The following is a 25,926-nucleotide window of genomic DNA, read 5'->3' as shown; positions in this document are numbered from 1 at the left end:
GGTCAACCTTCTATCGAGGTGTCGAGCAGCGGCGACATGATGCCGAACGGGCCATTGGGTGGATTCTTCACAGCGTTCGAATAGATGTTGCGGTACGTCTGATTCTCAAGTGGAAGCACGGGAAGCTCATCGGTGAGAATCTTCTGGACCTTCGAATAGTCGTCTTTGCGTGTCTTTTCGTCAGGCGCGGCGGCGGCCTTCTTGAATAGCCGGTCGACGTCCTTATTGCAGTACTGGGACATGTTCGCCCACAGAACACCCTTCTTGATGTTGCTGCACACGTAAGTGCGTTCGACTCCGACTGCCGGGTCGCCCCAGTTCCAGACATTGTCGAGCGTCATATCGTAGTCGTAGTTGGACACACGACTGCCCCACGTCGGTTCGTCTGCGGAACTGCGGATTCTGACGATGACTCCGACTTCTTTGAGATTTGCTTTGATGGTCTCGGCCACACTCGACGCCATCTCGGCGCTTCCAGGAAGGTAATCGAGCTGGATGGTGAATCGCTTGTCGTTTTTGTCGAGCGGGTATCCGGCGTCGTCGAGTAGGTCCGCTGCTTTGTCGAGATCGCGGTCATAGCGCGGCATCGATTCATCGAAGTAGGGGCTGCCGCTGGCGATCGGACTCGTTGCAGGCTCGAACTGTCCGCGGTGGAGTTTGTTGGTGAGATAGTCACGATCGATCGCGTAGGCGATCGCCTGCCTCACCCGCTTGTCGGAGACATACGTGCTCTTCACATTGAACCCGAGCCAGGAGATCGAGCCGATGCCCTCGTACCCCTTGTCCGCGACCGTGATGTCATCGACGTTCCCCAGGCGGGAGAGAACAGATGGGGTGTTCGTGACCATCATGTCGACCTCGCCCTTCTCCGTAGCCAGGGCAAGAGTGTTCTCATCGCCGATGATCTCGAAGAGCACCTGTCTGGGTGCATCGTCGTTGGGCAGGAAGAAGTTATCGACCTTGTCGAGCACGATGCGTTTGCCTTCGATATTGCTGGACAACCGGTAGGGGCCCGAGCCGACCACATCGTGCGCGTTCTGCGGATGGTCGGCCACCGTGTCATCGCTGCCGTAGACGTGCTTGGGGATGATGGGAAGGAATGGCGGGCTCATCGCCATCATCAGCGCGGGATGCCGTCGGGACATCTTGATCACCACGGTGTGTTCATCGGGGGTCTCGACCTTTGTGACTGGTCCGAAGAGGTTGGCGCCGAACGGGTGTTCCTTCTTCACCACACCGAGCGAAAACGCCACATCCTCGGAAGTGATGGGCTGTCCATCGTGGAATTTCGCATTCTCGACCAGATGGAGGGTCATCGTCTTCCCATCAGCTGATTCCTTCCAGGACTTCGCGAGATACGGCTCGGGTTCGAGCTTGTCGTTGAGTCGAATCGGGCTGGCGAACAGCTGCGTACCAGGGGTGGCTGTCGCCAGCCCGGATTGGACAGCAGGATTGAGGACACGTGGTGCCGACCGGGTGCCGAAGATGAAGGTGTCATCGCTGGTGCCGACCAGTGCTGACGGCGCGGCGCAGCCGCTCGCCGTGAGTGTCAGCGCTGCGGCGATCGCCAAGGCCGGCGTGATCCTGCGGGCCGTCGGACGCCGTCGCGGTCTGTCCGCGTGGTTCCTTCTCCGGATGAACTTCATTGTTCCCTTTCTCACGGTTGTCAGCGGCTATTCGCCGACCTGTCCGTGAAGTGCTCGTGCCAATTCGTTCACTGGTGCGGGAGTTTCGGTATGGCTGCCGACGGCTATGAGGACGAGGTGCCCGGGTTCCGTCGAGTCGGCGCCGCCAGAGGCGACCTCATCGGTCGCGCATCGCGTACCGTCGTATTGGATGAGGAATCGGCGTCCTGTGTGCCGGCTGTCGGGAAAGATTCCCTTGGCGCGGACGAAAGTCTCCGGAAGTCTCTGCACCAGTGCACAGAGTCCGTCCGGATCGATTGCCGAAGCGGTCGTGATCGTCCACGAACTGTGGTCCTGTCCGGCATGGTCAGAGGCAGACGCATGCTTGGAAACCGTTGGATCCTCCGCTGGGCCTTTCCGCTGCTGCGTCGGCTCTCCAGGCAGGAGTTCACTGCGGTCGATGACTGCGGCATCGATTCCAGGCTGAGAGGTCAGCCATTCCGTGACTTCTTGCACCCTCTGGTCGTCGACGAGGTCGGTCTTCGTCAGCAGCAGCCTGTCGGCGCCACGCAATTGTGAAAGCACTGTTTCGCCCACCCATTTGCGGTTGACGTCCCGGCGAATCGACGTGACATCCGCACAGACGACGACGCCGCCCCTGGAGAAACCTGGATGATCTCCCCAGCGTGCTACGACATCAGGTTGGCCTACTCCACTGACTTCGACGAATACAGATGTCGCCGGGGGAGTCGCGGACTTGATTGCCTCGATAGCTGCAGCCATTCCATCTGAGAGATCGCAGCAGATGCAACCGTTGGAGATCTCCACCATTCGGCCGTCTCTGGAACCGACGATCTGGGCGTCGATATTGACGGTGCCGAAGTCATTGACGATGACGGCTGTGCGCTCGCCGTCACGCCGATCAAGGATCTCGTTGAGGAGGGTCGTCTTCCCCGCACCGAGGTAGCCTCCGATCACTGTCAACTCGGTCACGGGTTCACCTGACCGCCGAGAAATGTCGACCGGCAACGACGGTGCCGCGGACCGTGATCTCACGCAGTTCTGATGGTGAGCATTCGTATGGATCTCGATCGAGGATTGCGAAGTCCGCGAACTTACCTGATTCCAACGTGCCGACGAGGTGGTCGAGCTTGAGCATGTAGGCTGCACCGATCGTCACAGCGTCAAGAGCATCGGGCACGCTGATTCGTTCGTGTTCGCCGAGGATCCTGCCGCTGGGCGTGGCACGTTCGGCTGCGTAGGACGCCGTCGCCAAGGGATCAAGTGGAGTGATAGGTGTATCGCAGTGGAACGAGATCGGCACTCCGATGCGCAGCGCGGTGGCCGCGGCATCCATCCGCTCGGCACGGTCGGGTCCGAGGATGAGATCGCGGTGCTGGTCGCCCCAGTACCAGATGTGGTTCGAGAAGATGTTCGCACACATGCCCAGTGCCTTCATCCGGCGATACTGCGCAGGTGTGGACAACTGGCTGTGTGTGACCGTGTGGCGGTGGTCCCAACGTGGAACCTCCCGCAGTACTTGTTCGACGGTGTCGAGGTAGAGCTCGGTCGCCTCGTCGCCATTGCAGTGGACATGCACGAGTGCACCGGCCGCGTGATAAGCGCGGAACGCTGTGTAGAACTGTTCGGGGGAGGACAGCCAGATGCCGTTGTCGTCACCGGAGATGTAGCCGGGATCTTGGAGTCGCGCGGTGAAGCCCTGGATGGATCCATCGAGGAAGAGCTTGACCCCGCCGAGGCGGACCTTGTCGGTGCTCGTCGTCGCCAACTCCGCGACTCGCTCGGCTTCGTCGGCGGCGTCTCCGTTGCCGCCCATCCCACCCCCGCGGTGGAACAGGGACAGCCGAACTGGATATGACTCATCATCGATGATGTCGCGATGTGCCTCGAGATCTCTTGTGAGCACGAACGGATTTCCGAGGTCGGCAGCTGTTGTGACGCCGTGGTTGCAGGCGTCGGCTCCGAAATTCCGTAATGCGGACGCGCTGAATTCTCCACCCAGAACTGACGTGGCGCTCTTAACGAGAGCGATCGCCGGCGGCTCCTGCAGCTCACCTGTGGGCTCACCGGCTGAATCTTTGACAACTCCCTCGACAGGGCAGTCTCGGTCGATGCCTTCCTGCCTGAGCATTTCGGAGTTGACGGTGGCGAGGTGACCGCTTTGATGCATGATGAAGATCGGACGCGTATTCGACACGGCGTCGAGGTGTCGGCGGTCGAGTCGATCGCCAGGCAAGAAGATCGGATCGAGGCCCCAGGCGCGCAGAACCTCGCCCTCGTCGAGTTTCGAATCGGCTTCCCATAGCCTCTCTTGGACTTCTTCGATGCTCGTGCAGCCGGTCCAGATCTTTCCGTCAGGTCCCTTCCGCGTGAAAAAGCCGATGTAGGTCTGCTCCCACATTCCGCCGCTTTTCGCATGCGCGTGGGCTTCGACCATTCCGGGGAAGATCACCGAGTCCGCGTAGCGATCGTCGATGCGTGACGGTCCATGGGCCTCGAGTTCGTCCAGCGAGCCGATGGCTCGGATACGGGAACCGCGAACCATGATCGCTTCGGCGCTCGGACGCGCGGGGTCAAGCGTCCGCACCAGTTTTGCGGGATAGATGACTTGCTCGGACGAATCCATCTTTGTGGCCAGCCTTCTGCGGACTCGTCGTCGACGAACCGCGGTTTGGAATTAGAGAGGTTAAGCATTCGTTTCGGCAGTGACGCCAGACCTGGGGTCATGAGTCGACGTCACCAGGGGTGATGGTGTTCGGGCACCGAAATGTAGGCGGCGCCCGAACACCACCGGCCAACAACGGCCATGGCGACTACACGATCACACGTAGTCCTTGTACTTATCGAGGGTGCGAACCGGCTTGCGCAGAGCATCGCGGCGGAAGGGATCGCCGAGCTCCTTCGTGCACATGATCTCGATGACCGTGGTCTTGCCTTCGTTCATCTGAGCGTCCACGGCCTTCTGCAGGGCCGGGCCCACCTCGGCGAGATCGTCGACGACGATGCCGTCGGCTCCCATCGACTCGGCCATGGCTGCGAAGCTCTCACCATTGTCGAGCTCACCGGCGATGAAACGATGACCGTAGAACTCCACCTGATTCTTCTTCTCCGCACCCCACTGCCGATTGCGGAAGACCACTGCGGTGACCGGAATGTCGTGGCGGACTGCGGTGAGCACCTCGACCATGCTCATCGCCCAGGCGCCGTCACCGGCGTAGGCGATGGCCGGACGTTCGGGGGCGGCGCGCTTGGCACCGATGATCGTCGGCAGCGCGTAGCCGCAGTTGCCGAAGCTCATCGGAGCGAAGAAGCTGCGGGGGCGTTCGAAACGCAGGTAGCTGTGGGCGACCGAGTTGATGTTGCCGATGTCGGTGGAGACCATGACGTCGGCGGGCATCGCCTTCTCGAGCTCGCGCAGCACCTGACGTGGATGCAGCCAGTTGCCCTCCTCTTTCTCCGCCTCACCGATGGCGTCGAGAGAGAACTCGTCCTTCTCATGAGTCCAGGAATCGAGCTCGGCCTCCCAGGCATCTTTCTCCGCCTTGATGAGGCCGGCACGCTGGTCCTTCGTGGCGTCGCAGGCAACCTCGCGGGCGTTGAGACGGGCGAGGAGATCCTCGGCGACGGCCTTGGCGTCACCGCAGATGCCGACATCGATCTTCTTGACCAGACCGAGCATCTTCTGGTCGGCATCGACCTGGATGATCTTCGCATTGGTGGGCCAGTAGTCGAATTCGTACTGGGGCAGTGTGCCGAACGGTCCGAGACGGGTGCCCAGCGCGAGGACGACATCGGCCTGGTTGATCAGCGTCATCCCGGCCTTCGAGCCTTGGTACCCCAACGGTCCGGCCCACAGCGGGTGGCTGGCGGGGAACGAGTCGTTGTGCTGGTAGCTGTTGACCACGGGCGATCCGAGGCGCTCGGCCAAGGCGATGCACTCATCGACGCCGTCGGCCATGACGACACCGCCGCCGGAGACGATGACGGGATTCTTCGCCGAGGCGAGCAGTGCTGCTGCCTCTTCGAGGGACTCCGTACCACCGGGTCCGCGGTCGATCTTCTGCGGCTGGGGAATCTGCGGATCGCATTCCCCGTAGAAGAAGTCACGGGGGATGTTCAGCTGGGTCGGACCCATCTCCGACTTCGCGCGGTCGAAGCAGCGGGCGGTGAATTCGGACATGCGGGACGCATTGGACACATGTCCCTGGTACTTCGTGAACTCCTGGAACATCGGCAGCTGATTCGCCTCTTGGAATCCACCGAGTCCGATCGAGTTCGTGCCTGCCTCCGGGGTGACGATGACGACCGGCGAATGTGCCCAGAAGGCAGCGGCGATCGCTGTCACGCAGTTCGAGATGCCCGGCCCGTTCTGACCGGTGACCACCCCGTGACGTCCCGATGCGCGGGCGTAGCCATCGGCCATGTGCGCGGCTCCCTGTTCATGGACCACGGGAATGAAGTCGATTCCGGCGGGGGCGAAGATGTCCATTGCGTCCATGAACGCCGAGCCCATGATGCCGAAGATATCGGTGACACCGTTGGCCACCATCGTTTCGACGAAGGCCTCTGAGGAGGTGATCTTCTGAGTGGTGACCGCGTCGCTCAGCGCCGCACTCTCGGTTCGATCGGCCAGTTCCGTCATCGCAACGTCTCCTGTTCGTCCTAGGACCACTGCCTTGTGGTCTCGGTTTTGTGTTCATTTCACTTTGAAAAGCGGAACACCTCGAATCTATGAGTCGAGCTCCTCGGGTGTCAATAGAGTTCCGTAAAAGATTTCATTTGGTACGATAATTCGAGACAGGGTGATTTTCGGGACGTGGCCGACAGCGGGCCGGAGAGGTAGGAGACCATGGATGATCTGGCTGAGCCTGGGTTCGACGAAGGCGTGTCACTCGCCGGTGAGACTCCGGCACTGAGGCTGGTGTCGCTGTTGGAGTTCATCTCTACCCGCGACCAGATCTTCACGCTTCAGTCTCTCGTCGTGCAGACAGGGCTGCCCAAACCCACCCTCCACCGGATGCTCCAGCAGCTCGAGGGTGCGGGACTGCTCACCCGGCACAGCGACGGCCGCCACTACGGCACCGGAGCGAGACTGCGGAGAATGGCTGAGGACGTTCTGCTCAATGACTCGAGACAGGGAGCGCGGCGGATGATCCTCTCCCAGCTGTCCGAGGAGGTCGGTGAGAGCTGCAACCTCACCGCAGTCTCCGGCGATGAGGTCATCTACCTCGACCGGGTTGAGACCTCACACCCGCTGCGCGTGCATCTCGAAGCCGGCAGCCGTGTGCCGATCCATGCCTCGGCCAGTGGGAAGATGATCGCCTCCCAGTACGGGGAGACGCCGCGCCGCAGGCTGCTGACCAGTTCACTCTTGAGGGAGTTCACGCCGCACACTCTCACCGATCCCGCAGAGATCGAGGCCGAGCTCGATGCGGCTCGACGCACTGGGTATGCCCTTGATCGGCAGGAATACCTCGAAGGTCTCGTCTGCCTTGCCGTGCTCATTCCCACCGACATCGGTCGGTCCAATCAGGCACTGGCAGTTCAGGCCCCCGTGATCCGAAAGTCGATCGACGATCTCGTCGAACTCCTGCCGGTGGTCCGAGAAGCCGCTCAGCGCATGGCTGTGCTCGATGAGATCGATCGCGCCGACGAGAACTCGGCCTGAACCGCGGCCGGTCGACCGGCTGCCACAGTGAGGCTGAACCACAACCAGGAAAGGACGGCGCTCATGGCCGACGTTTCAACACTGCGAGAACTGTTCGGCATCGATGCCGACATGCCCGTGCCGATGCTCGAGGACGACAGCGATCTGATCCCGCGCATCGATGAGAACTACCGCTTCGACCCTGAGGTGACTCGAGCGATCCTCGCCGGGTTCTCCCACGGATCCCGTGTGCTCGTGCAGGGACTGCACGGGACAGGGAAGTCCACGCACATCGAACAGATCGCCGCCCGCCTCAACTGGCCGCTCATGCGCGTCAACCTCGACGGGCAGATCTCGCGGTCCGACCTCGTGGGCAAAGACCAGGTCGTCATCGAGGACGGCCAGCCCCGCACTGCCTTCGAAGAAGGTGTGATCCCCTTTGCGCTGACGAGGCCGATGGCGCTGGTCTTCGACGAATACGACGCCGGCCGCCCAGAGGTCATGTTCATCATCCAGCGCCTGCTCGAACGCGATGGCCTGTTCACCCTCACCGAGCAGAACCGGGTCATTCGGCCGCATCCGCACTTCCGGCTCTTCGCTACGGCGAACACGGTCGGCCTCGGCAACGTCAACGGCCTCTATCACGGAGTCAATCGGCTCAACCAGGCTCAACTCGACCGGTGGAACATCATCGCCTCACTTGACTATCTCGACCCCGCCGAGGAGCTCCTCGTCGTCACCGGACAGGTGCCGGAGGCAGCGGCGAAGCTCGGCGAGGAGACGGTGGCGACGATGATCGAGGTGGCGCAGCTGACGCGCAGCGGTTTCGCCGCCGGCGACGTCTCCGCTCTCATGTCACCGCGCACAGTCATTTCCTGGGCGGAGAACTCGGTGATCTTCGGTGATGTCGAATTGGCGTTCCGGTTCTCCTTCCTCAACCGCTGCGACTCGACCGAGCATCCACTCGTCGCGGAATACTACCAACGCTGCTTCGGCGGTGAGCTCGACCTCGACCACGCGGCGACGGCAAGCTGATGACTGATCTCGGTCAGCAGTCGGCGATACCGCGTTCGGCCCGAGAGGAACACGACCTCGAACGGCGGCTGGCCTCGGTGTTCAGGGCGCTGAGCCAGGACGCTGACGTCGACCTGTGGGCGCACCGACCTGCCGATGCGAACGGTCTGCTGCCGATGAACGCGCCCCATCTCTACCCTGACCCTGCCCGATCCGAGCTGCCCTCCCTGCGCGGAGCCACGGACGCCATGGCCATGCGTCGAAAGTGGAGTGATCCCGAACTTCACCGACAGATGCTCCCCGCGGCGCGGGAAGAACGCCTCATCGTCGAGATCCTCGAACAGTTCCGGTGCGAATCCCTGGCTCGACAGGCAGGCGTCTGCAGCAACCTGTCTCAGCGACATGCGCACTGGCGCAGCGAGTATCTGCGCAGCCGTCTGCACGAAACCCACCTCGGCATGCTTCTGTACACGGTCATCCTCGTCACCCGGTCGGTCGTGAATCGCGAGCCGATCGGTCGGGAGGACTCCGACCTGGTCGAAGAGTCCCGGTTCGAACTCTCACCCGATCTCGGGCCCTTCCTCCTTCCCCTGCGCAATAGCCGACACGATCAGCGGGCCTTCGCCGAGGTGGCCCGCGACCTCGCGCGCACGCTCGCCGGCCGGATCGCCGCCGTCGAAGAGCGAGAAGGCACGCGGTCCGGGGCGCGCGAGCGTCACGCCGCCCCGAGCCTGCCGTTGGTCTTCGACATCGCCGAGGATCTGTTCGCTCCCGTCCCGGAAGAAGGCGGTGGGCAGCTCCACCTCGCCCGCGGCTACCGGGCGTGGACGACGCGGTTCGACCGTGAATCGACCATCGCCGAGGTGGTCCGGACGGAGAGTCTGCGCAGCGGCCGGACCGCCATCGCCGCCGAAACGGCACGTCGGTCGGTGCCGTTGGCGCCGGTCGTCTCCCGCCTGCACGGTGTCGTCGAGGCAGCCAAGGAGGCTCATGAACTCGTCGACTCCGAGGACGGGGTCCTCGACCCCTCCCGGCTGACTCGGCTGATCACCTCTCCTGGCGACCCGCGCGTCTTCCGCGGACGTTCGCAGCGGGCCGAGGCCGATTGCGCCGTAACTTTCCTGCTCGATCTCTCGGGGTCGATGAAACCTCATGCGCTCGGACTCGGCGCGCTTCTCGACGTCCTCGTCAGGGCCCTCGACCGGTTGGATGTGAGCACGGAGATCCTCGGGTTCACCACCAACGCGTGGAACGGCGGACGCGTGAGAAACGAATGGAAGAAGGCCGGCTCGCCCGAGCGGCCGGGGCGGCTCAACGAACTCCATCACCTCGTGATCAAGTCCGGAGCGTCCTCGTGGCGGCGGACACGCACCCACCTCGGCGGGCTGCTCAAGACCTCGCTGTACCGGGAGGGCATCGACGCCGAAGCCCTGCGTTGGGCGGTCGACAGACTCCGCAGTCAGCAGGCGGCGAAATCGGCCGTGGTCGTCATCAGCGATGGTCTGCCCGCCGACTCTGCCACCGCCGTCGCCAATGGTGACGACTACCTCGCCCGGGACCTCGAGACGACGGTGGCCGGTCTGCGACGGGCCGGCGATATCGGCATCCTCGGCGTCGGCATCGGCACGGACCCCGGTCTCATCTACCCCACCAGCGTCGAACTCGATGCCGAGTCTCTGGGGGACCGGGCCTCGGTGCGGGCGATCGTCGACGGACTCTGCACCGTCCTCAGTCGCTGAGTCCACGCCGAGCCGGACGAGACGTCGGGTTTCCTGGTCTGGACACCCACCTCGGCGATCGAACCGACGACAGCGGTCGGCCCGCTGCCAGTGATTCCTGGCAGCGGGACGACCGCTGTGCTGTCCGGGGCTGTCCGGAATCGTCTCAGCCGTCCGCGGACAGGCGTCCTTCGCGGCGCAGCTGAGCGCGTTCGCTGAACCGGGTGACGGCTGGGCGATCATCACCGAAGACGAGGCGATCGACCTGATGATCGGTGAGTTTCCTGTTGTGCCGGATCCGGGAGAGGAAGAACACGACTCCGATGACGATCCAGACGGCCAGGGCGATGAGCGACTGCGGTCCCAGCGCACCGGGAGACCCCGGGATGAGCAGGAGCAGCATGAAGACGATCGCGATGACCGCGCCGACACCGGAGAGCACCTTCTTCGTCGTCGAGTACATTCCCGGCAGAGCCTTGGGATCCCGCGCCTCATGGGTGGGGCGGAAGATCCGGAATGCGCACAGACAGGTGTAGAGGTAGGCGATCGTCACGCCGATCGAGGACATGTCGACGACCCACGTCAGCGCCGCGCGTCCGAACCACGGGCTGATGAGGCAGACGATGAGGACCGCGATGATGCCGACGTAGGGGGTCTTGTGCTTCGAATGCAGGCGGGCGAAGATCGGCGGGATCATCTGTGCGCGTCCCATGGCCATGAGCACTCGGCTGGCCGAGACGTAGAAGCCGTTGAGGCCGGTGCTCACTCCCATGGTGATGGCGATTGCGAGCAGCAGCAGCCCGGAGCCGCCGATGACGCCGGTTACCGCGTCGGCGGTGCCCCAGGCCGATCCTGAATTGGCCAGGGCCTGCCACGGTTCGGCCATTGATACGGACACGATCATCGCCATGTAGAGGGCCGCAGCGGTGACGATGGCCAGGACGATGAGGCGCAGCGCCTTGGACGGTGAGAAGTCGAACTCTTCGGCCGCCTGCGGAACGTTGTCGAAGCCGATGAAGGCCCAGGGAGCGATGGCGACGATCGCGATGATCGCCGCGACTGGGCTGACGCCGTCGGGCAGCGCGGGAGACATATTGCCGAAATGGGTCGTCGGGCTGGCGATCACGGAGATGATGATCGCAGCGACCGCGATGATCATCAGCACGCAGGCCCAGTACTGGACACGACCCGACAGGGCCGTGCCGCGGATGTTGAGGACGGCGAAGACGACCAGTGCTGTCACCGAGATGATGATCTCCGGCAGATACACGTCCCACCCGGCGACCGTGTAGAGATAGCCCTGCTCGATGACCGAGGGCATGATCTTGCGGAACAGCAGGGCCAGGGCGGAGGCATTGAGTGCGACGATGCAGACGTAGCCGAGTGTGAGGAACCACCCGGCGAAGAAGGCATGCACGCGTCCGTAGCCGATGAGTGCATAGGCCAGCTCACCGCCGGAGACGGGGAAGGTGCGGATGAGGAAGCCGTAGCTGACGGCGATGACGAGCATGAGCCCGGCACCGATGGTGAATCCGGCGAGTGTGCCCAGTGGACCGCCCATGGCCAGCCAGTCGGTGGGGAGGATGAATGCTCCCCACCCGACCGCCGAGCCCAGGGCGATGGCGAAGACCCAGCGAGGCTTGAGCGTCTTCGCCATCCTCTCCGGCTGCTGACCGTCCCCGGCCCCCGGCGGTGAGGAGGCGACGTTCTGGGGTGGGTTCTCTATTGATTTCGACATGGCACCTTACTTTCGTCACTTCGTTGTGAAGGTATGGGCAGTGGATGTGGTTCGCTGTTGGGCGTCTGCCGCAGGAGTGAGCGCCTGCAGGCAGGTGATGAGACCGACGTTGACGATGTCGGAGACGCTCGCCCCTCGAGACAAGTCATTGATCGGGGCGGCGAGGCCCTGCAGGAGGGGGCCGAAGGCGGCAGCTCCGCCGAGGCGCTCAGCGATCTTGTAGCCGATGTTTCCGGCTGCGAGATTGGGGAAGACGAGCACGTTCGCGTGGCCGGCGACTGCGGAGTCGGGGCACTTCGACTTCGCCACGGATTCGACGATGGCTGCGTCGAACTGCAGTTCGCCGTCGACTTCGAGTTCGGGGCAGCGGCTGCGAATGTGCTCGATGGCCAGTCTGACTCGATCGATGTCGGAGTGTTGGGCCGAACCGGCCGTGGAGAACGAGAGCATCGCCACGGACGGATGCTGATCGGTGATGGCAGCGAAGGTTCTCGCTGTGGCGATGGCGATCGCCGAGAGCTGCTCGTCGTCGGGGACCGGGATGACCGCGCAGTCCCCGAAGCCCAGATACCGTCCGTCGCGCAGGCGCATGAGGAACGAGGAGCTGAGCAGAGACGAGTCCGGAGCGAGCCCGACTATCGACAGCCCGGCCCGAATGACATCGGCGGTGGGCCGGTCCGCGCCGGCGACCGCCGCATCGGCCAGTCCTTTCTTGACGGCGGCGGCGGCGAGGAAGACGGGATCGGTCAGCCACTGCTCGGCGAGTTCGGGACGCTTCCTCTCTGCGCTGCTGCGGATTCTCTCCCCGGCCGGGCCGGCGGCGAGCCTTGCCGGATCGTCGACGGACCAGCCGTCGGCATCGGTGATGCCGAGTTTCCTCGCGCGGTTCCTGACCTCGTTCCCGTCGCCGATCAGGATGGGCTGGACGCCCACCCCGGCGAGGGCGCCGGCAGCGCGGAGGACACGCTCGTCGTGGGACTCGGCGAGGATGATCCTCGGTCGAGACCCGCGACTGCGCAGCCCGAGCATCCGATCGCGAAGCATCGGGTCGATCGCCACGGGCTCGAGCTCGCGCGCTGCCGGCGTCTTCAACATGGTGCGTGCCTCAGACCGCGGCCGACAGGGCAGATACGCCGAGGTGCTTGTCGACGGCCCCCATGACGTGGTCGACCTTGTCGAGCAGGTCGTCGAGGACGGTCTGGTCGGCGACAAGCGGCGGCGAGAGGACGAGCATCGTGGCCCCGCGGTTGTCCGGGCGGGTGATGAGTCCGACTTCCTTCATCGACGTCGGGATCACTTCGGTGAGCACCTGCTTCGAGGCTTCGGGAGTCAGCTCGGCCCCGGTGTCGCGGTCGGCCATCATCTCGATGGCGTAGAAGAATCCGGTGCCGCGGTATTCCCTGATGCACCGGTAGGATTCGGCGATCCGGTCCAGACCGTTCTGAAAATACGGCTCGAGGCTGCGGACGTTGCCCGGAATGTTCTCCGTCTCCAGCGCCGTGAGGTTCGCGCTGGCGACAGCAGTGGCGACCGGATGACCGCCCCACGTGGCACCGTGGGTGAAGACCCCGGCACCAGGGGAGTCGAGCAGCGCCTCGGCCAGGGGCTTGCGGATGATGACTCCGCCGAGGGGGAGGTAGCCCGAGGTCGAGCCCTTGGCGAAGGTGATGAGGTCGGGGACGACGTCGAACTTGATCGAGCCGAACCACTCGCCCAGACGCCCGAATCCGGTGATGACTTCGTCGGCGACGAGGAGGATCCCGTGTTCGTCGCAGATCTTCCGCAGCTCCTGCCAGTAGCCCTCGGGCGGGACGAGGGCTCCGCGTGAGTTCTGGACGGGCTCGGCGAAGAGGGCGGCGAAGGTGTCGCCACCCTCCCTGTCGATGAGTTCTCTGATGGCCTGGATCGAGGGCAGATCAGCCGCGGTGCCCCCTGCCGGAACCTTTTCGCCGAGGGTGTTGGGCACGTGGAAGACGCCGGGCATGAGTTCGCCGAAGGGCTCCTTGTACGCGGGGATGCCTGTGACGGCGAGAGCTCCGAGGGTGGTGCCGTGGTAGGCCATGTTTCGGGCGATGATCTTCGTGCGTTCGGGCTGTCCCTGCGACCGGTGGTATTGGCGCGCGAATTTGACGGCGGATTCGACTGCTTCGGAACCCGAGTTCACGAAGAAGACGGTATCGAGGTCGCCGGGGGCATGGCCGGCGATGCGGGTCGCCGCATCCACTGCGGCAGGGTGGGCTGAGCCCCAGTTGGTCCAGTAGGACAGACGACTCATCTGCTCGTAGGCGGCAGTGGGGATGTCCTGGCGACCATGCCCGATGTTCACGCAGAACAGTCCGGCCAGACCGTCGAGGTACTTGTCGCCCCGCTCATCGGTGAGGTAGCTCCCGTGGCCTTCGACGATGATCGGGAGATCAGCGTCGTTCCACACCTTGCCGGTGGTGAAGTGGGGAAAAAGGTGCTGCTGGGCACGATTTGCATAATCCGAGATCGTCACGCGAACCCTCCATTCGAACTGTCTGGGTCGGTACGTCGAGGCGTCCCGACTCCGGCACTCCTTCGTTGGTGTGCTTGACATCACTCTCGCGATTATCTGGTTCCGAATGAAGTCCCAGTCCGTTGCGAGTTATTTGGTGCCAGTTGGCAGGGGAGGGTCAGTGGTCGGTGAGGGTTGCGTCGATCGCCTCGGCGAGAAGTCGCACACCGGGTTCGATGGACCGGAGATCGATGGCCGCGAAGCCGAGTCTGAAGTTGTTCCGGTGGCATTCTGGGGAGAGGAAGAACGGATCACCTCTCTCGATCACGACGCCTCGGCGCAGGCATTCGTCGGCGAGGATCTTCGCGTCGAGGCGGGCAGGCGCTTGGACCCAGACGCTGACACCGCCGGCAGGAAAGGGCACTTTCCACGGCAGATGCTCATCGAGCGCGGATGTGAGCGTTTCCCATTTGGTGCGCAGTTGGGTGCGGCGGCGCGAGATGGTCCGGTGGTACTGGCCGGAGTCGATGAGCAGCGCCATTGCGCGTTGAGTGTGCCCGGGGACGTGGCGGATGGAATAGCGTCTGTGGGTGCGCATACGGTCGATGAGCTCCGGTTCTGCGACGATGTAGCCGAGGCGCAGGCCGGGGGCGAGGAATTTGGAGAATGAGCCCAGGTAGATCACATGCTCGGAATTGGGCAGGGCCCTGAGCGCCGGCGTGGGTTTGCCTCGGTAGCGGAATTCCGAATCGTAGTCGTCTTCGATGATGAGCGAGTCGGTCTCGCGCATGGTCGTCAGCAGCTGGGTGCGGCGCGACGAATCGAGGGTGACGTTTGTGGGGCTGTGATGGCTGGGGGTGACATAGACGAGGTCGAGTCTGTTCGGGGGCGGGATCATTCCACGATCGTCCACCTGCAGCGGGAACAGCTGCCCGCCGACGCGGGCGAAGGCGTGTTTGGCATCGACGTATCCGGGGTCTTCGACGCCGACGGTGGTATTCGGTCCGACGAGCAGCTGCGCCAGAAGGTCAAGTCCCTGTTGTGAGCCTGCCGTGATGAGGACATTGTCGGGATCGACGTGGATGCCGCGACTGGGCAGCACACGTTGACACAGCAGCCTGACCAGCAGCGGATCATCCTCGTCGATGGCATCGCGGACCGAGAACTGCAGATGTTCGGGTTCCATGGCGGTGCGCAGGGCTCGGGCCCAGGCGAGTCGTGGGAATTCCTCCGCATCCACCTGTCCGGCGACGAACGGGTAGGGGTAGGTCTGCCAGTTCTTCGTCTTCGTGATCTCCGGTAGGTGGATATCTCGGACAGGGCGAATCTTCTTCTCCCAATCGATGGGCGCATTCGTTCGGCGGGTGCCGTCGCCGTCAGTGATGGCATCGTCGAGCAACTTGCTGTTGATGAAGTGCCCGCTGCGGGGCCGTGCTTCGATGAGCCCCGTCGCCACGAGTTCCTGGACGGCTGCGTTGACGGTGTTGCGTGAGAGCCCGAGCTCATGTGCCAGGTCTCGGGATGACGGGAGCGCCACATCGGGGCTGTAGGCGCCGGAGAGGATCTGGTGTTCGAGCGCTCTGCGCAGCTGCCGGTAGAGCGGCTCCTTCGACCGATGTGAGATCTCGATGGGGGCTCGCAACGGCGCTTGGTCGTGGCTGCGGTCGTTGTCGGAAGGTGGTGTCATTGCTCGGAGGGTCTACAGTGCCAAGGTGTTCGTGTTCTCGCCGTACCCGACCGGGTAGCGAGGAATCACGACCATGGGAACGGGAATGCTGCGTAGCATCTTGTTGGCGGTGGCGCCGAGGAACAGCGACTTCGGTTGTGCGAGTCGGCTCGAACCGATGATGACGATCTCGCTGTCGTCCCAGCTCAATCTCTCGACCGCGGAGTCGACGGATCGCCCGTGGGCGACATCGACCATGACTTCGACCGCATCGTCGACCTGCTGGGACGCGCTCAGCAGCAGCCCTCGGGCATGGTCGGACGGTGAACGTCCGTCCGGTGAATGAGGCGGTGCGTCCAAGCCGATGAGCGAGACGAGTCGGAGCGGAACGTCGTGACGGACCGACGAACTGACGGACACGTCGAGGACTGCCTCGGCGCCGACTCGCGTCCCCATCGCACATGTGAGCCGTGTCAGTCTGCTCGGAGGGAGATAACCCGACGGAGCGAGCGCGACGGGGACCGACGCGGAATGCAGCAGGGCATTGGCCACGGACCCGACCGTGAACCTTCTGAGCGGGCCGCGGCTGGCTGCCCCGACGATGATGAGGTCGCACGGTCCGGCGGATGCGATGTCGAGCAGGCCTTCTGCCATCGAATCGGCGAAGTGGATGGTGGCTGTGGACGTGATCGTCTTGGGGATGAGGTCGATGACCTTCGACAGACCCTCCTGCGCTGTGTCCTTGCGCAGCTGTTGGAACTCTCGCTCCTGAGCTGTCTGCGCGTGTTCAGGCTGTGGCCCCCGGATCACGTGGACGAGTTCGATTGCGACTCTGTGCGGAGCGACGACTGAGCGTGCCAGAGTGAGGGCCAAAGAGACGGCGTCTCTGTCGCGTCTGTCCAGAGTGATTCCGACGACGTAGCGCATTGAGTCTCCTTTGACCTGGTGCTCTGTATCTGTGTGGGGCGCGTCTTCCGCGTCCCGATTCGACTATAGGTCAGCCCCCTGGCCGCCGACAAAGCGCAGGTCAGAGACTTGAAGAGTGGCTCTCACATCGACAGCGGATGGTCGACGGGTAGGAACCGGGAGACCTCTTGAGCGGCTCGGACTGCATCGGCTCCGAGCCGATGGAGGCGGTCGTCGTCCATTCTCACCGTCGGGCCCTGGATCACGATGGCGGCCTGCGCCTGGCCCTTTGCGTCGAGGACCGGGGCGCCGACGCAGCGGACGCCGTCGACGTTCTCCTGGTCGTCGATGCTGAAGCCGCGGGTTCGAGTGGAGCGGATCTCGGATCGCAGATCCTCGCGTGTGCTCAGCGTCCGGGATGTGACCGGTTCGAGCGCCTCGGGCAGGGCGTCCAGATAGTCGCCTGCATTGTCGGAGAACGCAAGGATCACCTTGCCCGAAGCGGTGGCGTACAGAGGAAAGCGGGCACCGACGCGTTGGACGAAGCGCAGGGGAAGGGTGGATTGGACACGTGTCATGACAACGGATTCGGCCCCGTCGCGGATGGCGAGGTTGATGGACTCCTCAGTCATCTCGTTGAGCCGTTCGAGGAACGGGATCATCTTGTCGATTCCGAAGCTTCGCTGCGCCGCTTGACCGAGAAGCACCGCACCGCTGCCCAGGTAGTAGGCGTCGTTCCACGGGTTCTGAGCGATGAGACCTTCGGCCAGCAGCGCTCTCGCGATGCGATACACGGTGCCGGAGGACAGCCCCAGCTCCTCGGCGATTGAGGAGAGGGGCAGATCCGCCTCGGTGTCGGCGAGGAGCTTGAGAATGTTCAGCGCACGTCCGACAGCCTGAGTGCCTGCTGGATGCCCATTCACCATGCGCGTGAGCCTATCAGGGGCCGACCGTCTCCTGGGGGCTGCGCTCAACGTGTCTGTTATCTTCCCCATCGTCGGTGAACATGTCTCTGCGTCGGATCAGTATGGCCGAGACCGCACTGATGACGGTGACGGCAAGGACGTAGGCCATGATCGAGCCAAGGTGGCCGTCACTTTCTCTGAGGAGGAAGGAGAGGATGAGCGGTGTCATCCCCGAGGCGACGATGCCCGAGATCTGATAGACGACCGAGATTCCGCTGTAGCGGATCCAGGTGGGAAACAGTTCGGCGAAGAGTGAGGCTTCCGGCGCATAGACGACCGGATAGACGACGCCGAGCACGACACCGATGGTGATGAAGATGAGCACCGGGTTGCCGGTGCCGATGAGCAGGAGGGCCGGGTAGGTGAGGACGCCCAGTGCGATGACACCGAGTGCGTACATGCGCCGTCGGTCGAAGCGATCGGAGAGTCTGCCCATGAGCGGGATGACCCCGACCATGATGACCGCACCGACCATCACCGCCGTCAGGATCGTTCCTTGTCTGACGGCAAGGCTCGTCGTGGCGTAGGTGATGATGAAGACCGCCCAGAGGTTGAAGGCGACGCCTTCGGCCCACCGTGCGCCCATTCCCAGCAGGATGTTTCGCCGGCTCTGCCTGTCTTTGGCCAACTCCATGGCGGGAATCACCGCGCGGGCTTCTGCCTTCTCGAGCTTGGCGAATGCGGGTGTCTCCATGACTTTCAGCCGGATGAAGAGTCCGACGCCGACGAGGACGGCGCTGAGCATGAAGGCGACTCGCCATCCCCAGCTGAGGAATGAGTCATCGGACATCACTGCTCCGAGAAGGGCGAACACACCTGTGCCGAGGACCAGACCGACCGCGAGGCCGATCTGCGGGAAGCTGCCGTAGAGGCCGCGTTTGCCTTTCGACGCGTATTCGACCGCCATCAGCACAGCTCCGCCCCACTCGCCTCCGACGGCGACGCCTTGGGCGATTCGACAGGTGACGAGGAGCAGGGGAGCGGCGAAGCCGATCGTTGCGTGGGTGGGAATGACGCCGATGAGGAAGGTGGCGATGCCCATGATCATCATGGTGGTCACCAGAGTCTTCTTCCGCCCGACCCGATCGCCGATGTGGCCGAAGACCAGTCCGCCGATGGGCCGTGCGACGAATCCGACGGCGAAACTGGCGAAGGCGAGAATGGTGCCGATGAGCGGATCGTCGTTGGGGAAGTAGAGTTTGTTGAAGACGAGCCCGGCGGCCATTCCGTAGAGGAAGAAGTCGTACCATTCGACGGTGGTTCCGACGATGCAGGACATCATGACGACGCGGATGTCCTTCTTCGTGAATGAATTGACGTCAGTTGGTCGGGGACCTGTACTCATAGTGACTCCCGGAAGATTCCTGTCAGCGCTTCGCGAGTGACCGGACGGGGCACGACGGCCATCTGTCGAGTCTGTTTGAGCGTGCCGTCGACGAGTTCGTCGATGTTGTCTTCTGTGTATCCGAACGTGCGCAGTCCGCTCGGCATGTCGATGTCGCGCATGAGTTCGGAGAGAACGTGGGCAAGAGCTTCTGCTCCATCAGTGCGTGTGAAGGTCTGACCGCTCAGCAGCTCTGCGGCACGAAGGTGCCGGTCGGGGTCGGCCGGGTAAGTCCAGCGGAAGACGGCGGGGGCGGTTGCCGAGACGGCTTGGCCGTGGGGGACCATGACCATCTCGGGATACCCTTCGGCCTGATAGTTCTCGACGGCCCCGGCGATGGGGTAGGCGTTGGCGTGGGGGAGATGAGTGCCGGCGTTTCCGAATCCGGTTCCGGCGGATGCCGAGGCCAGGGCCATCTGGCTTCTCGCGTTGATGTCGCGGCCGTTCATCACGGCTTTGCGCAGGTTGCGTCCGACGAGTCTGAGCGCCTGTTCGCACCAGATGTCGCTGATGGGGTTCGAACCGCAGAAAGCCGGTCGTTTCGTGGGGTCGTTCGGGGCCGGTTTCGCGTCGAAGGCAACGCTTGTGTAGCTTTCGAGCGCATGAGATAGGACGTCCATTCCGCTGGCCGCTGTGACCTGGGAGGGAAGGGAGACTGTGGTCAGGGGATCGACGATCGCCATCGATGGGCGTAGCCGGGCATGGCTGATCGCGGCTTTGAGGTGCATGTTCAGAAAGTCGATGACGCAGATCGTCGTTGATTCGGAGCCGGTGCCTGCAGTGGTCGGTACGGCGATGAGGGGTTTCAGCGGCAGCCAGGGAGCGGTGCCTTCGCCGATGGGCGGTGTCACGTAGTCGAGAAGTTCGCCGGGGTGTGTTGTGAGCAGATTGACGGCTTTCGCTGTGTCGATCACGGATCCACCGCCGATGGCGACGTAACAGTCCCAGTCCTTCTGTCGCGCCCACTGCACTGCGTAGTCGATGCTTTCGTTGGTCGGTTCGATGCCGACCTCGTCGAAGATGTCGGCCGAAATGTCTTTGTCTGCGAGCTGCTGGACGACGTCATCGGGTATGCCGGTGGCGCGGACGTGAGTGTCAGTGATGATGAGGCATGAATGTGCGCCGAATGTCTTGATGTCTGAGTAGAGCTCGTTGAGAGAGCCATTTCCGAACTTCAGGGGTGGGGCGGCCCACGTAAATACGGATTCGTTCTGCTGAGATGTGCCCATGCTGATGCTCCTTTGCATTCACATGTGGGAAGATTCCCCACATTGTGTAACGACCTTAGAAGTTGAGAGCGAGAATGTGAAGCACTTCACAAGAGAAATTGGGCTGTTCGACCGCGAGCGAGGCAGACAGAACGGCATCGGTAGCCGTCTGACCAGCTGATTTCTCCGTCACCGGAAACAGGGGAGAAGCCGGGAAATTTCGGTGGCGACCACTTGGCTTGGCATGCTGGCGAATGAACTCGACCGGATGATCATCGTTAAGATGGCTGGCATGAAGGAAGCCTCGACCTTGACGCGAATCAGCGATACCGCTCTCATTTTCGAAGGTGGAGGCATGCGAGCTTCGCTGACCAGTGCCATGGTCGTCACACTGCTCAAAGCAGGACTGTCCTTCGACTGGGTCGCCGGAATCAGCGCCGGAGCATCGAACACGGTGAACTATCTGTCTGGCGATGCGTGGCGGGCCCGCCGGTCTTTCGTCGAGTTCGCTGCCGACGAGCAGTTCGGAGGCTTCCGGTACTTTGCGCGTGGCCAGGGCATGTTCAATGCTGAGTACATCTACCAGCAAGCTGGTGGGCCGAACGAGGCATTGCCGTTCGACTGGGAGGCGTTCCGGGCGAGCACAGGGGATATGCGGATCGTCGCGTTCGATTCAGAGTCCGGCGAGGACGTGGTGTGGTCGAAGGAGGACACACCGCACATCGATGACCTCATGGTTCGAGTCCGTGCTTCGTCAACGATGCCGGGTCTCATGCCTCCGGTGCACCTCGATGGGCACGTGTACGTCGACGGCGCGATGGGCGAGGACGGCGGAATCGCGTTGAGCCAGGCTCAGCGCGAGGGTTTCGAGAAGTTCGTCATTGTGCTGACCCAGGAACGTGGTTACCGGAAGGAGCCGCAGCGGTTCCCCGCAGTCTTTCGCGGCATCTTCCGAAAGTATCCGGCCTTGGCTGATGCGCTGCTGACGAGGTGGAAGCGCTACAACGAAACCCGCGAACGCATCTTCGAGCTCGAAGCGGAGGGCAAGGCACACGTCTTCGTCCCCGACCGCATGCCGGTCGACAACAGTACGCGTGACCTCTCGCGGCTAGCTGCTGCTCATCGGATGGGGTTGTCGCAGGCACGAGGGGAGTTGTCGGCGATGTTGGAGTTCATTGGGGTGACACTTCCGGCAGCCGAAACCGGCAGATGAGCCGACCCGTCACCGGGCAGTGCCGCCGACGGGCCGATTCGGTCTGAGACGTCCTCAGAACCGAGTGCTCATCCAGAGACGTCAGTCGCTCGGAACGTGACTGAGCAGTCCCATAATGTCGAAGACGACAGTGGCAGCAGCCAACGATGTAGTGTCGGCGTGGTCGTAGGCGGGGGAGACTTCGACCACGTCTGCGCCTACGATATTCAGCCCCTTGAGCGACCGAAGCATTCTCAGCAGCTCGCGAGAATGCAGACCGCCCATCTCCGGTGTCCCGGTACCAGGGGCGAAAGCGGGATCGAGCACATCGATGTCGATCGACAAGTAGACAGGGGTATCGCCGATTCGCTCTTGGACTCGACGGACCGCCTCGGGGACTCCGATGTCGTCGATGTCCGAACAGCGGATGATTTGGAAGCCGAATTCGTGGTCGCGGACGAAGTCTTCCTGGTCATAGACCGGACCGCGAATGCCGACATGCATCGACCGGTCCTCGATGAGGAGGCCCTCTTCGAATGCACGGCGGAACATCGTGCCGTGGGTAATCGGCTCGTCGAAATAGGTGTCCCACGTGTCCAGGTGGGCGTCGAAATGCAGCAGTGCGACAGGGCCATGCACCTTCGTCGTGGCCCGAAGCAGGGGAAGCGCCACGGTGTGATCGCCGCCGAGGGTGATCACCGTCTTGTCCTTGCCGACAAATCGGTCTGCCGCTCTTTCGATCTGCGCCACGGCCTTCTCATTGTCATAGGGGGTGCAGGCGATGTCCCCGGCGTCGACGAACTGCGCGGTCTCGACGGGAGTGCAGTCGAGTTCGACATGGTAGCCCGGACGAAGGAGTCGGGATGCCTCCCTGATAGCAGACGGGCCGAAGCGAGCGCCCGGTCGAAATGATGTTCCGCCGTCGAACGGGACTCCGACGATGGCGACGTCGTAGTCGGGCACCGCTTCGAGCTGGGGGAGGCGGGCGAACGTGCCGAGACCGGCGTAGCGCGGAACTTCGGTTGCCTCGACTGGGCCGATTGGGGTATGTGTGACCATGAGTGTCTCCTTTTTTGGGTGTGCTTCGATGGGTTCTGGGGTGTTCGTTCTACGCTGCGGACTCGTGGGTTGCCGTCGAGGACAATGAGCGATTCGCAGTCTCGGGAGCGAGGATGATCGTCGCGATAAGTCCGATGAGGCTGATGCCCGCCCCGATTGCCAGCGACCCCGACGCTCCGAAGTTGATGATGGCCAAGGGCATGAGATACGTGCTGACGGCGCTGCCGATCCGGCTGACAGACGTGCCTATGCCAACGGCCGTCGCTCGGACCTCGGTGGGGAACAGCTCATTGGGGTAGACGATCTGGAGGAAGTTCGCCGATCCGGAGGCGATTGCGAAAATCGCGAGCATCACGAACAGAGTCACCGAACCTGCTGCCGGGATGAAGATCGGGATGGCCAAGACCACTGTGGCGAGGAGGAACGAGTAGAGCAGCAGCTTTCTGCGCCCGATCTTCTCCACCAGCCACAATCCTGGAATGCCTCCCACGACGAAGAGGGCGGAGATGATCAGCGAACCGCCGTAGAGATTGGCGTCTCCGGTCATTCCGAATGATGCCAGAAGTTCCGGGGCGAATGTGTAGACGGCGAACATGGGGATGACCTGCATCGTCCAGAAGACAGCGACGAATACCGTGCGTTTGAGATATGGGTGGCGGAAGACGGTGAGGAAGTTCGCCCTCGGGGCATCGTCTTCGACGGTCTCTCCCAAGTCTTCCAGCTCGTACTGCTCACCGTAGACCTTCTTGACCACGGCGCGTGCTTCGTCGTTTCTCCCCTGAGACAAGAGCCATCGGGCCGATTCCGGTGAGCCGAGGCGGAAGAGGAGTGTGATGATGGCGAAGAGCGCAGGAGAAATCAGGAGGTACCTCCAGGCATCTGGACCGATGTCCCGGAGGAGGAAGGCGACGAAGAATGCGAAGGCGGCGCCGATCGCCCACATCACGAAAGTGAATCCCAGGAAGCGGCCCCGATGCCGGCGGGGAAGGTATTCGGCCAGCAGTGAGGTCGCTATCGGATAATCGGCGCCGATCGCCGCGCCCAGCAGGAATCTCCACAGCACAACCTGCCACACTTCCGTCGACAGCCCCGACAGCAATGAGAAGACGGCCAGTGCGAGAAGATCGATGACGTACATCTTCTTCCGCCCGATCTTGTCGGTCACCCAGCCGAAGACGGCCCCGCCGGCGAAGATGCCAATGAGGCTCGCCGCTCCGAGCAGCCCTACTTCGGCGGGGGACATGTTCAGTCCCGGCTGCAGGGTGATGAGAGCGATCCCGACAATGGAGAGGGCGTAGCCGTCGAGGAAGGGTCCACCCGACGAGAAAAGCGTGAGCTTGTAGTGGAATGCCGTCAATGGCGCGTCGTCAACCGACCGAGCTGTCATGGACATGTGATTTCTCTCTCTTCGGGGTGTGTCTTAGTCCAAGGATGTCGAGTGTGGCGGCAACACGAAAGAATCGCGAGTATACAAATTAGACTGTCTTGTAGACATATGTATAGTGCTTTCATGGCTATCACTGTCGGCGAGCTCATCGCACTGCCCGAACTCCAATTGACCCTGCTTGCGGGCAAGGGAGGAACCGAGCGCACGGTCGAATGGGCTCACACCAGCGACCTCCCCAACCCGTGGCGATGGGTGGGTGCACGCCAGGCTCTGCTGACCAATGGCGGCGCGATACCGACCGCCGCCGACGACCAGATAGCGTGGGCACGGAGTCTCGCCGAGCGCGAGGTCTCGGGAGTCGGCATCGGAGCCGAGATGGGCGGTTCTGATCTCACCGATGAGCTGCTCGAGGTCTGCGACGACCTCGACCTGCCCCTCTTCTCCATCCCTTACCCATTGCCGTTCGTCGCTGTCGCCCAGGCAGTGGCCGAATCGGCGACGCTGGCCCAGACCCACCGTCTGCGGATCATCTCGCGACTCTACGATTTCATGAGCCGTGACCAGACGGAGTCTCTGACCGGTGCCGAGGCGGTGTCCACCGTCGCGGACATCATCGGTCACGAGATCGCGATCATCGATGACCATTGCTGGGACTCCTGGATTGCCAGCGAAGCATTGCCCGAGTGGGTTCCGCAGCTTGTCGAGCAGCGCGGGAGGTCAAAGCGGATCAATGTGCCTACGGTGTGGGAATCCCCATCGGCTGAGGTCGCTCATCTCGTGCCGCTGGGCACACTTCCGGGAGCCTTGGCGGTTTTCAGACGAAGCCACACCTCGAGTTCGGATCAATCGACGCTCTTGCACGCCGCCTCTGTGCTGGGGACGGCGCTGTCGCGCCGGGAACTGCAGGCGATGCACGTCAATCGTGTGCACAGCGAATACCTCAGCCGCATCCTCATCGATCAGAACCGGTTCGGCTTCGAGAGCTCCGGCTGGATGCATCAGCTCGGCTATTCGGGGCAGGTGGAGGCGGTCACTCTGTTGGGTCCTCCGTCTCGACGTGAGTCCACGGTGTCGCGACTTCAGCGGCACGGTGTCCGCTTGGAGGTGACCTTGCAGAACGAGCGGCATCTGCTCGTAGTTCAGCACAACGATTTGGCCACGACTCTCGAACATTGTTTGGAACCGCAGGTTCGCGCCGGGATCGGGCTCGCGGTCGACACCGGCGTAGTACATGAGTCGCTCAAGCAGTCGCTGTGGGCAGTCAAAACTGCTCCCGCCGACGCGTCCGCGTCGATCGTTCACTATGATCCGGCAACGCCGTGGATGGGATTCCACGACCCGCAGGCGGGAGAGGACTTCGTCAATCGGATCCTCGGACCTCTGCTCGACGACACACCGTCCCACGCCATGCTCATCGAGACCTTGGACGTATATCTAAAAGAGAACCGTTCACCGCAGAAAGCGGCGCAGCACCTCGTCGTTCACCGGCAAACCGTCATCCAGCGGATGAAGAAGGTCGAGGCGGCACTCTCGGTCGACCTCGCTGACACGGCAGTCATCGCTCAGTTGTGGGTGGCGATGACGGTCTACCGTGCTCTTGGAGACTCGAGGGCCTCGGGTCAGTTTCATAGAAGTAGGCGGTGAGCGTCTCGGTGGCGGACCCGGTCGATCGCACGATTCGTGTCGGTGACCTGCGTGATCTCTTGTTCGTCGACGGTGTGAATTTCTGAGGACTGCGATATTTGACTGTCAGGGGTCATCGCTATCGACTTTGCTTCTGGTGTTGAAGTGATGTGGTTGGACGGGCAGGTGTACGTGGCTGGTCATTTGGGAGTACCGGGAGTTCCTGGAGGACGGGCGCAACGCGAAGGCCTCGAGAGACTTGCGATTGCTCTGATCCTGGTGTCCAAGTATCGGAGT

19 protein-coding genes are annotated in these 25,926 nt (G+C 62.8%); 5 read left to right on the top strand and 14 right to left on the bottom strand.

Annotated elements, in window-relative coordinates; all coding sequences use genetic code 11:
* Positions 1-2: 2 nt before the first annotated feature.
* The 4 genes from HF684_RS11490 to xsc all read right to left on the bottom strand — a co-directional run bounded on the left by HF684_RS11490 (position 3) and on the right by xsc (position 6,288).
* A complete protein-coding gene (locus HF684_RS11490) occupies positions 3-1,571 on the bottom strand; it encodes an ABC transporter substrate-binding protein (protein ID WP_169252579.1) in 1,569 nt (522 codons plus the stop codon).
* Positions 1,572-1,673: 102 nt separating this feature from the next.
* The gene (locus HF684_RS11485; protein WP_169252578.1) at positions 1,674-2,618 is read right to left on the bottom strand and encodes a GTP-binding protein; all 945 of its coding nucleotides are present in this window, start codon (positions 2,616-2,618) and stop codon (positions 1,674-1,676) included.
* 4 nt (positions 2,619-2,622) lie between these two features.
* Positions 2,623-4,272, bottom strand: a complete 1,650-nt coding sequence (locus tag HF684_RS11480; RefSeq protein WP_169252577.1) for an amidohydrolase — start codon at positions 4,270-4,272, stop codon at positions 2,623-2,625.
* Positions 4,273-4,467: 195 nt separating this feature from the next.
* Entirely contained in the window at positions 4,468-6,288 is a 1,821-nt protein-coding gene (gene xsc / locus HF684_RS11475) for a sulfoacetaldehyde acetyltransferase (protein WP_169252576.1), read from the bottom strand.
* Positions 6,289-6,495: 207 nt separating this feature from the next.
* Between xsc and HF684_RS11470 the strand changes: the two genes are divergently transcribed.
* From HF684_RS11470 to HF684_RS11460, 3 genes are all read left to right on the top strand, one after another.
* Positions 6,496-7,314, top strand: a complete 819-nt coding sequence (locus tag HF684_RS11470; RefSeq protein WP_169252575.1) for an IclR family transcriptional regulator — start codon at positions 6,496-6,498, stop codon at positions 7,312-7,314.
* A gap of 63 nt (positions 7,315-7,377) precedes the next feature.
* Positions 7,378-8,328: an AAA family ATPase gene (locus HF684_RS11465; protein WP_169252574.1), complete on the top strand. Its 951-nt coding sequence runs from the start codon at positions 7,378-7,380 to the stop codon at positions 8,326-8,328.
* Positions 8,328-10,046, top strand: coding sequence for a cobalt chelatase (locus HF684_RS11460; protein ID WP_169252573.1), 1,719 nt, complete (start codon positions 8,328-8,330; stop codon positions 10,044-10,046). The genes HF684_RS11465 and HF684_RS11460 overlap by 1 nt, the downstream gene beginning before the upstream one ends.
* 145 nt (positions 10,047-10,191) lie before the next feature.
* Here HF684_RS11460 and HF684_RS11455 read toward each other — a convergent pair whose 3' ends face one another.
* From HF684_RS11455 to HF684_RS11420, 8 genes are all read right to left on the bottom strand, one after another.
* Positions 10,192-11,763 (bottom strand): APC family permease, encoded by a 1,572-nt coding sequence (locus tag HF684_RS11455; protein WP_169252572.1) that lies wholly within the window; start codon positions 11,761-11,763, stop codon positions 10,192-10,194.
* Between the two features lie 15 nt (positions 11,764-11,778).
* Complete coding sequence (locus tag HF684_RS11450; protein WP_248278902.1) at positions 11,779-12,858, bottom strand: phosphotransacetylase; 1,080 nt, start codon at positions 12,856-12,858, stop codon at positions 11,779-11,781.
* A gap of 10 nt (positions 12,859-12,868) precedes the next feature.
* Positions 12,869-14,260, bottom strand: a complete 1,392-nt coding sequence (locus tag HF684_RS11445; RefSeq protein WP_248278901.1) for an aspartate aminotransferase family protein — start codon at positions 14,258-14,260, stop codon at positions 12,869-12,871.
* Between the two features lie 157 nt (positions 14,261-14,417).
* Positions 14,418-15,926 carry a PLP-dependent aminotransferase family protein gene (locus HF684_RS11440; protein ID WP_169252570.1) on the bottom strand — a complete coding sequence of 503 codons (1,509 nt, stop codon included), beginning with the start codon at positions 15,924-15,926 and terminating at the stop codon, positions 14,418-14,420.
* A gap of 12 nt (positions 15,927-15,938) precedes the next feature.
* Positions 15,939-16,832 carry a universal stress protein gene (locus tag HF684_RS11435; RefSeq protein WP_169252569.1) on the bottom strand — a complete coding sequence of 298 codons (894 nt, stop codon included), beginning with the start codon at positions 16,830-16,832 and terminating at the stop codon, positions 15,939-15,941.
* A 122-nt stretch (positions 16,833-16,954) separates the two neighbouring features.
* Complete coding sequence (locus HF684_RS11430; protein ID WP_169252568.1) at positions 16,955-17,737, bottom strand: IclR family transcriptional regulator; 783 nt, start codon at positions 17,735-17,737, stop codon at positions 16,955-16,957.
* A 13-nt stretch (positions 17,738-17,750) separates the two neighbouring features.
* On the bottom strand, positions 17,751-19,121 hold the full coding sequence (locus HF684_RS11425) for an MFS transporter (protein ID WP_169252567.1): 1,371 nt from the start codon (positions 19,119-19,121) through the stop codon (positions 17,751-17,753).
* Positions 19,118-20,389, bottom strand: coding sequence for a hydroxyacid-oxoacid transhydrogenase (locus HF684_RS11420; protein ID WP_169252566.1), 1,272 nt, complete (start codon positions 20,387-20,389; stop codon positions 19,118-19,120). Before HF684_RS11420 ends, HF684_RS11425 begins: the two co-directional genes overlap by 4 nt.
* Positions 20,390-20,660: 271 nt before the next feature.
* On the opposite strand from HF684_RS11420, the gene HF684_RS11415 reads away from it, so the two are divergent.
* Positions 20,661-21,581, top strand: coding sequence for a patatin family protein (locus tag HF684_RS11415; protein WP_169252565.1), 921 nt, complete (start codon positions 20,661-20,663; stop codon positions 21,579-21,581).
* Between the two features lie 81 nt (positions 21,582-21,662).
* On the opposite strand, the gene speB is transcribed toward HF684_RS11415, so the two are convergent.
* Both speB and HF684_RS11405 read right to left on the bottom strand, forming a co-directional pair.
* Positions 21,663-22,619 carry an agmatinase gene (gene speB, locus HF684_RS11410; RefSeq protein WP_169252564.1) on the bottom strand — a complete coding sequence of 319 codons (957 nt, stop codon included), beginning with the start codon at positions 22,617-22,619 and terminating at the stop codon, positions 21,663-21,665.
* Positions 22,620-22,668: 49 nt separating this feature from the next.
* Positions 22,669-24,012, bottom strand: coding sequence for an MFS transporter (locus tag HF684_RS11405; RefSeq protein WP_169252563.1), 1,344 nt, complete (start codon positions 24,010-24,012; stop codon positions 22,669-22,671).
* A gap of 117 nt (positions 24,013-24,129) precedes the next feature.
* Between HF684_RS11405 and HF684_RS11400 the strand changes: the two genes are divergently transcribed.
* The gene (locus tag HF684_RS11400; RefSeq protein WP_169252562.1) at positions 24,130-25,650 is read left to right on the top strand and encodes a PucR family transcriptional regulator ligand-binding domain-containing protein; all 1,521 of its coding nucleotides are present in this window, start codon (positions 24,130-24,132) and stop codon (positions 25,648-25,650) included.
* Positions 25,651-25,926 lie beyond the last annotated feature (276 nt).

The organism is Brevibacterium sp. 'Marine' (assembly GCF_012844365.1).
Taxonomy (GTDB): Bacteria; Actinomycetota; Actinomycetes; order Actinomycetales; family Brevibacteriaceae; genus Brevibacterium.
The sequence above is the reverse complement of the archived record's forward strand: the minus strand, read 5'-3'. Positions and strand labels throughout refer to the sequence as shown.

Bases quoted from the DNA above. Each gene is read 5' to 3' on its own strand.
- HF684_RS11480 (WP_169252577.1), bottom strand. From the start codon at position 4,272: ATGGATTCGTCCGAGCAAGTCATCTATCCCGCAAAACTGGTGCGGACG.
- xsc (WP_169252576.1), bottom strand. From the start codon at position 6,288: ATGACGGAACTGGCCGATCGAACCGAGAGTGCGGCGCTGAGCGACGCG.
- HF684_RS11470 (WP_169252575.1), top strand. From the start codon at position 6,496: ATGGATGATCTGGCTGAGCCTGGGTTCGACGAAGGCGTGTCACTCGCC.
- HF684_RS11465 (WP_169252574.1), top strand. From the start codon at position 7,378: ATGGCCGACGTTTCAACACTGCGAGAACTGTTCGGCATCGATGCCGAC.
- HF684_RS11460 (WP_169252573.1), top strand. From the start codon at position 8,328: ATGACTGATCTCGGTCAGCAGTCGGCGATACCGCGTTCGGCCCGAGAG.
- HF684_RS11455 (WP_169252572.1), bottom strand. From the start codon at position 11,763: ATGTCGAAATCAATAGAGAACCCACCCCAGAACGTCGCCTCCTCACCG.
- HF684_RS11450 (WP_248278902.1), bottom strand. From the start codon at position 12,858: ATGTTGAAGACGCCGGCAGCGCGCGAGCTCGAGCCCGTGGCGATCGAC.
- HF684_RS11440 (WP_169252570.1), bottom strand. From the start codon at position 15,926: ATGACACCACCTTCCGACAACGACCGCAGCCACGACCAAGCGCCGTTG.
- HF684_RS11435 (WP_169252569.1), bottom strand. From the start codon at position 16,832: ATGCGCTACGTCGTCGGAATCACTCTGGACAGACGCGACAGAGACGCC.
- HF684_RS11430 (WP_169252568.1), bottom strand. From the start codon at position 17,737: ATGGTGAATGGGCATCCAGCAGGCACTCAGGCTGTCGGACGTGCGCTG.
- HF684_RS11425 (WP_169252567.1), bottom strand. From the start codon at position 19,121: ATGAGTACAGGTCCCCGACCAACTGACGTCAATTCATTCACGAAGAAG.
- HF684_RS11420 (WP_169252566.1), bottom strand. From the start codon at position 20,389: ATGGGCACATCTCAGCAGAACGAATCCGTATTTACGTGGGCCGCCCCA.
- HF684_RS11415 (WP_169252565.1), top strand. From the start codon at position 20,661: ATGAAGGAAGCCTCGACCTTGACGCGAATCAGCGATACCGCTCTCATT.
- speB (WP_169252564.1), bottom strand. From the start codon at position 22,619: ATGGTCACACATACCCCAATCGGCCCAGTCGAGGCAACCGAAGTTCCG.
- HF684_RS11405 (WP_169252563.1), bottom strand. From the start codon at position 24,012: ATGTCCATGACAGCTCGGTCGGTTGACGACGCGCCATTGACGGCATTC.
- HF684_RS11400 (WP_169252562.1), top strand. From the start codon at position 24,130: ATGGCTATCACTGTCGGCGAGCTCATCGCACTGCCCGAACTCCAATTG.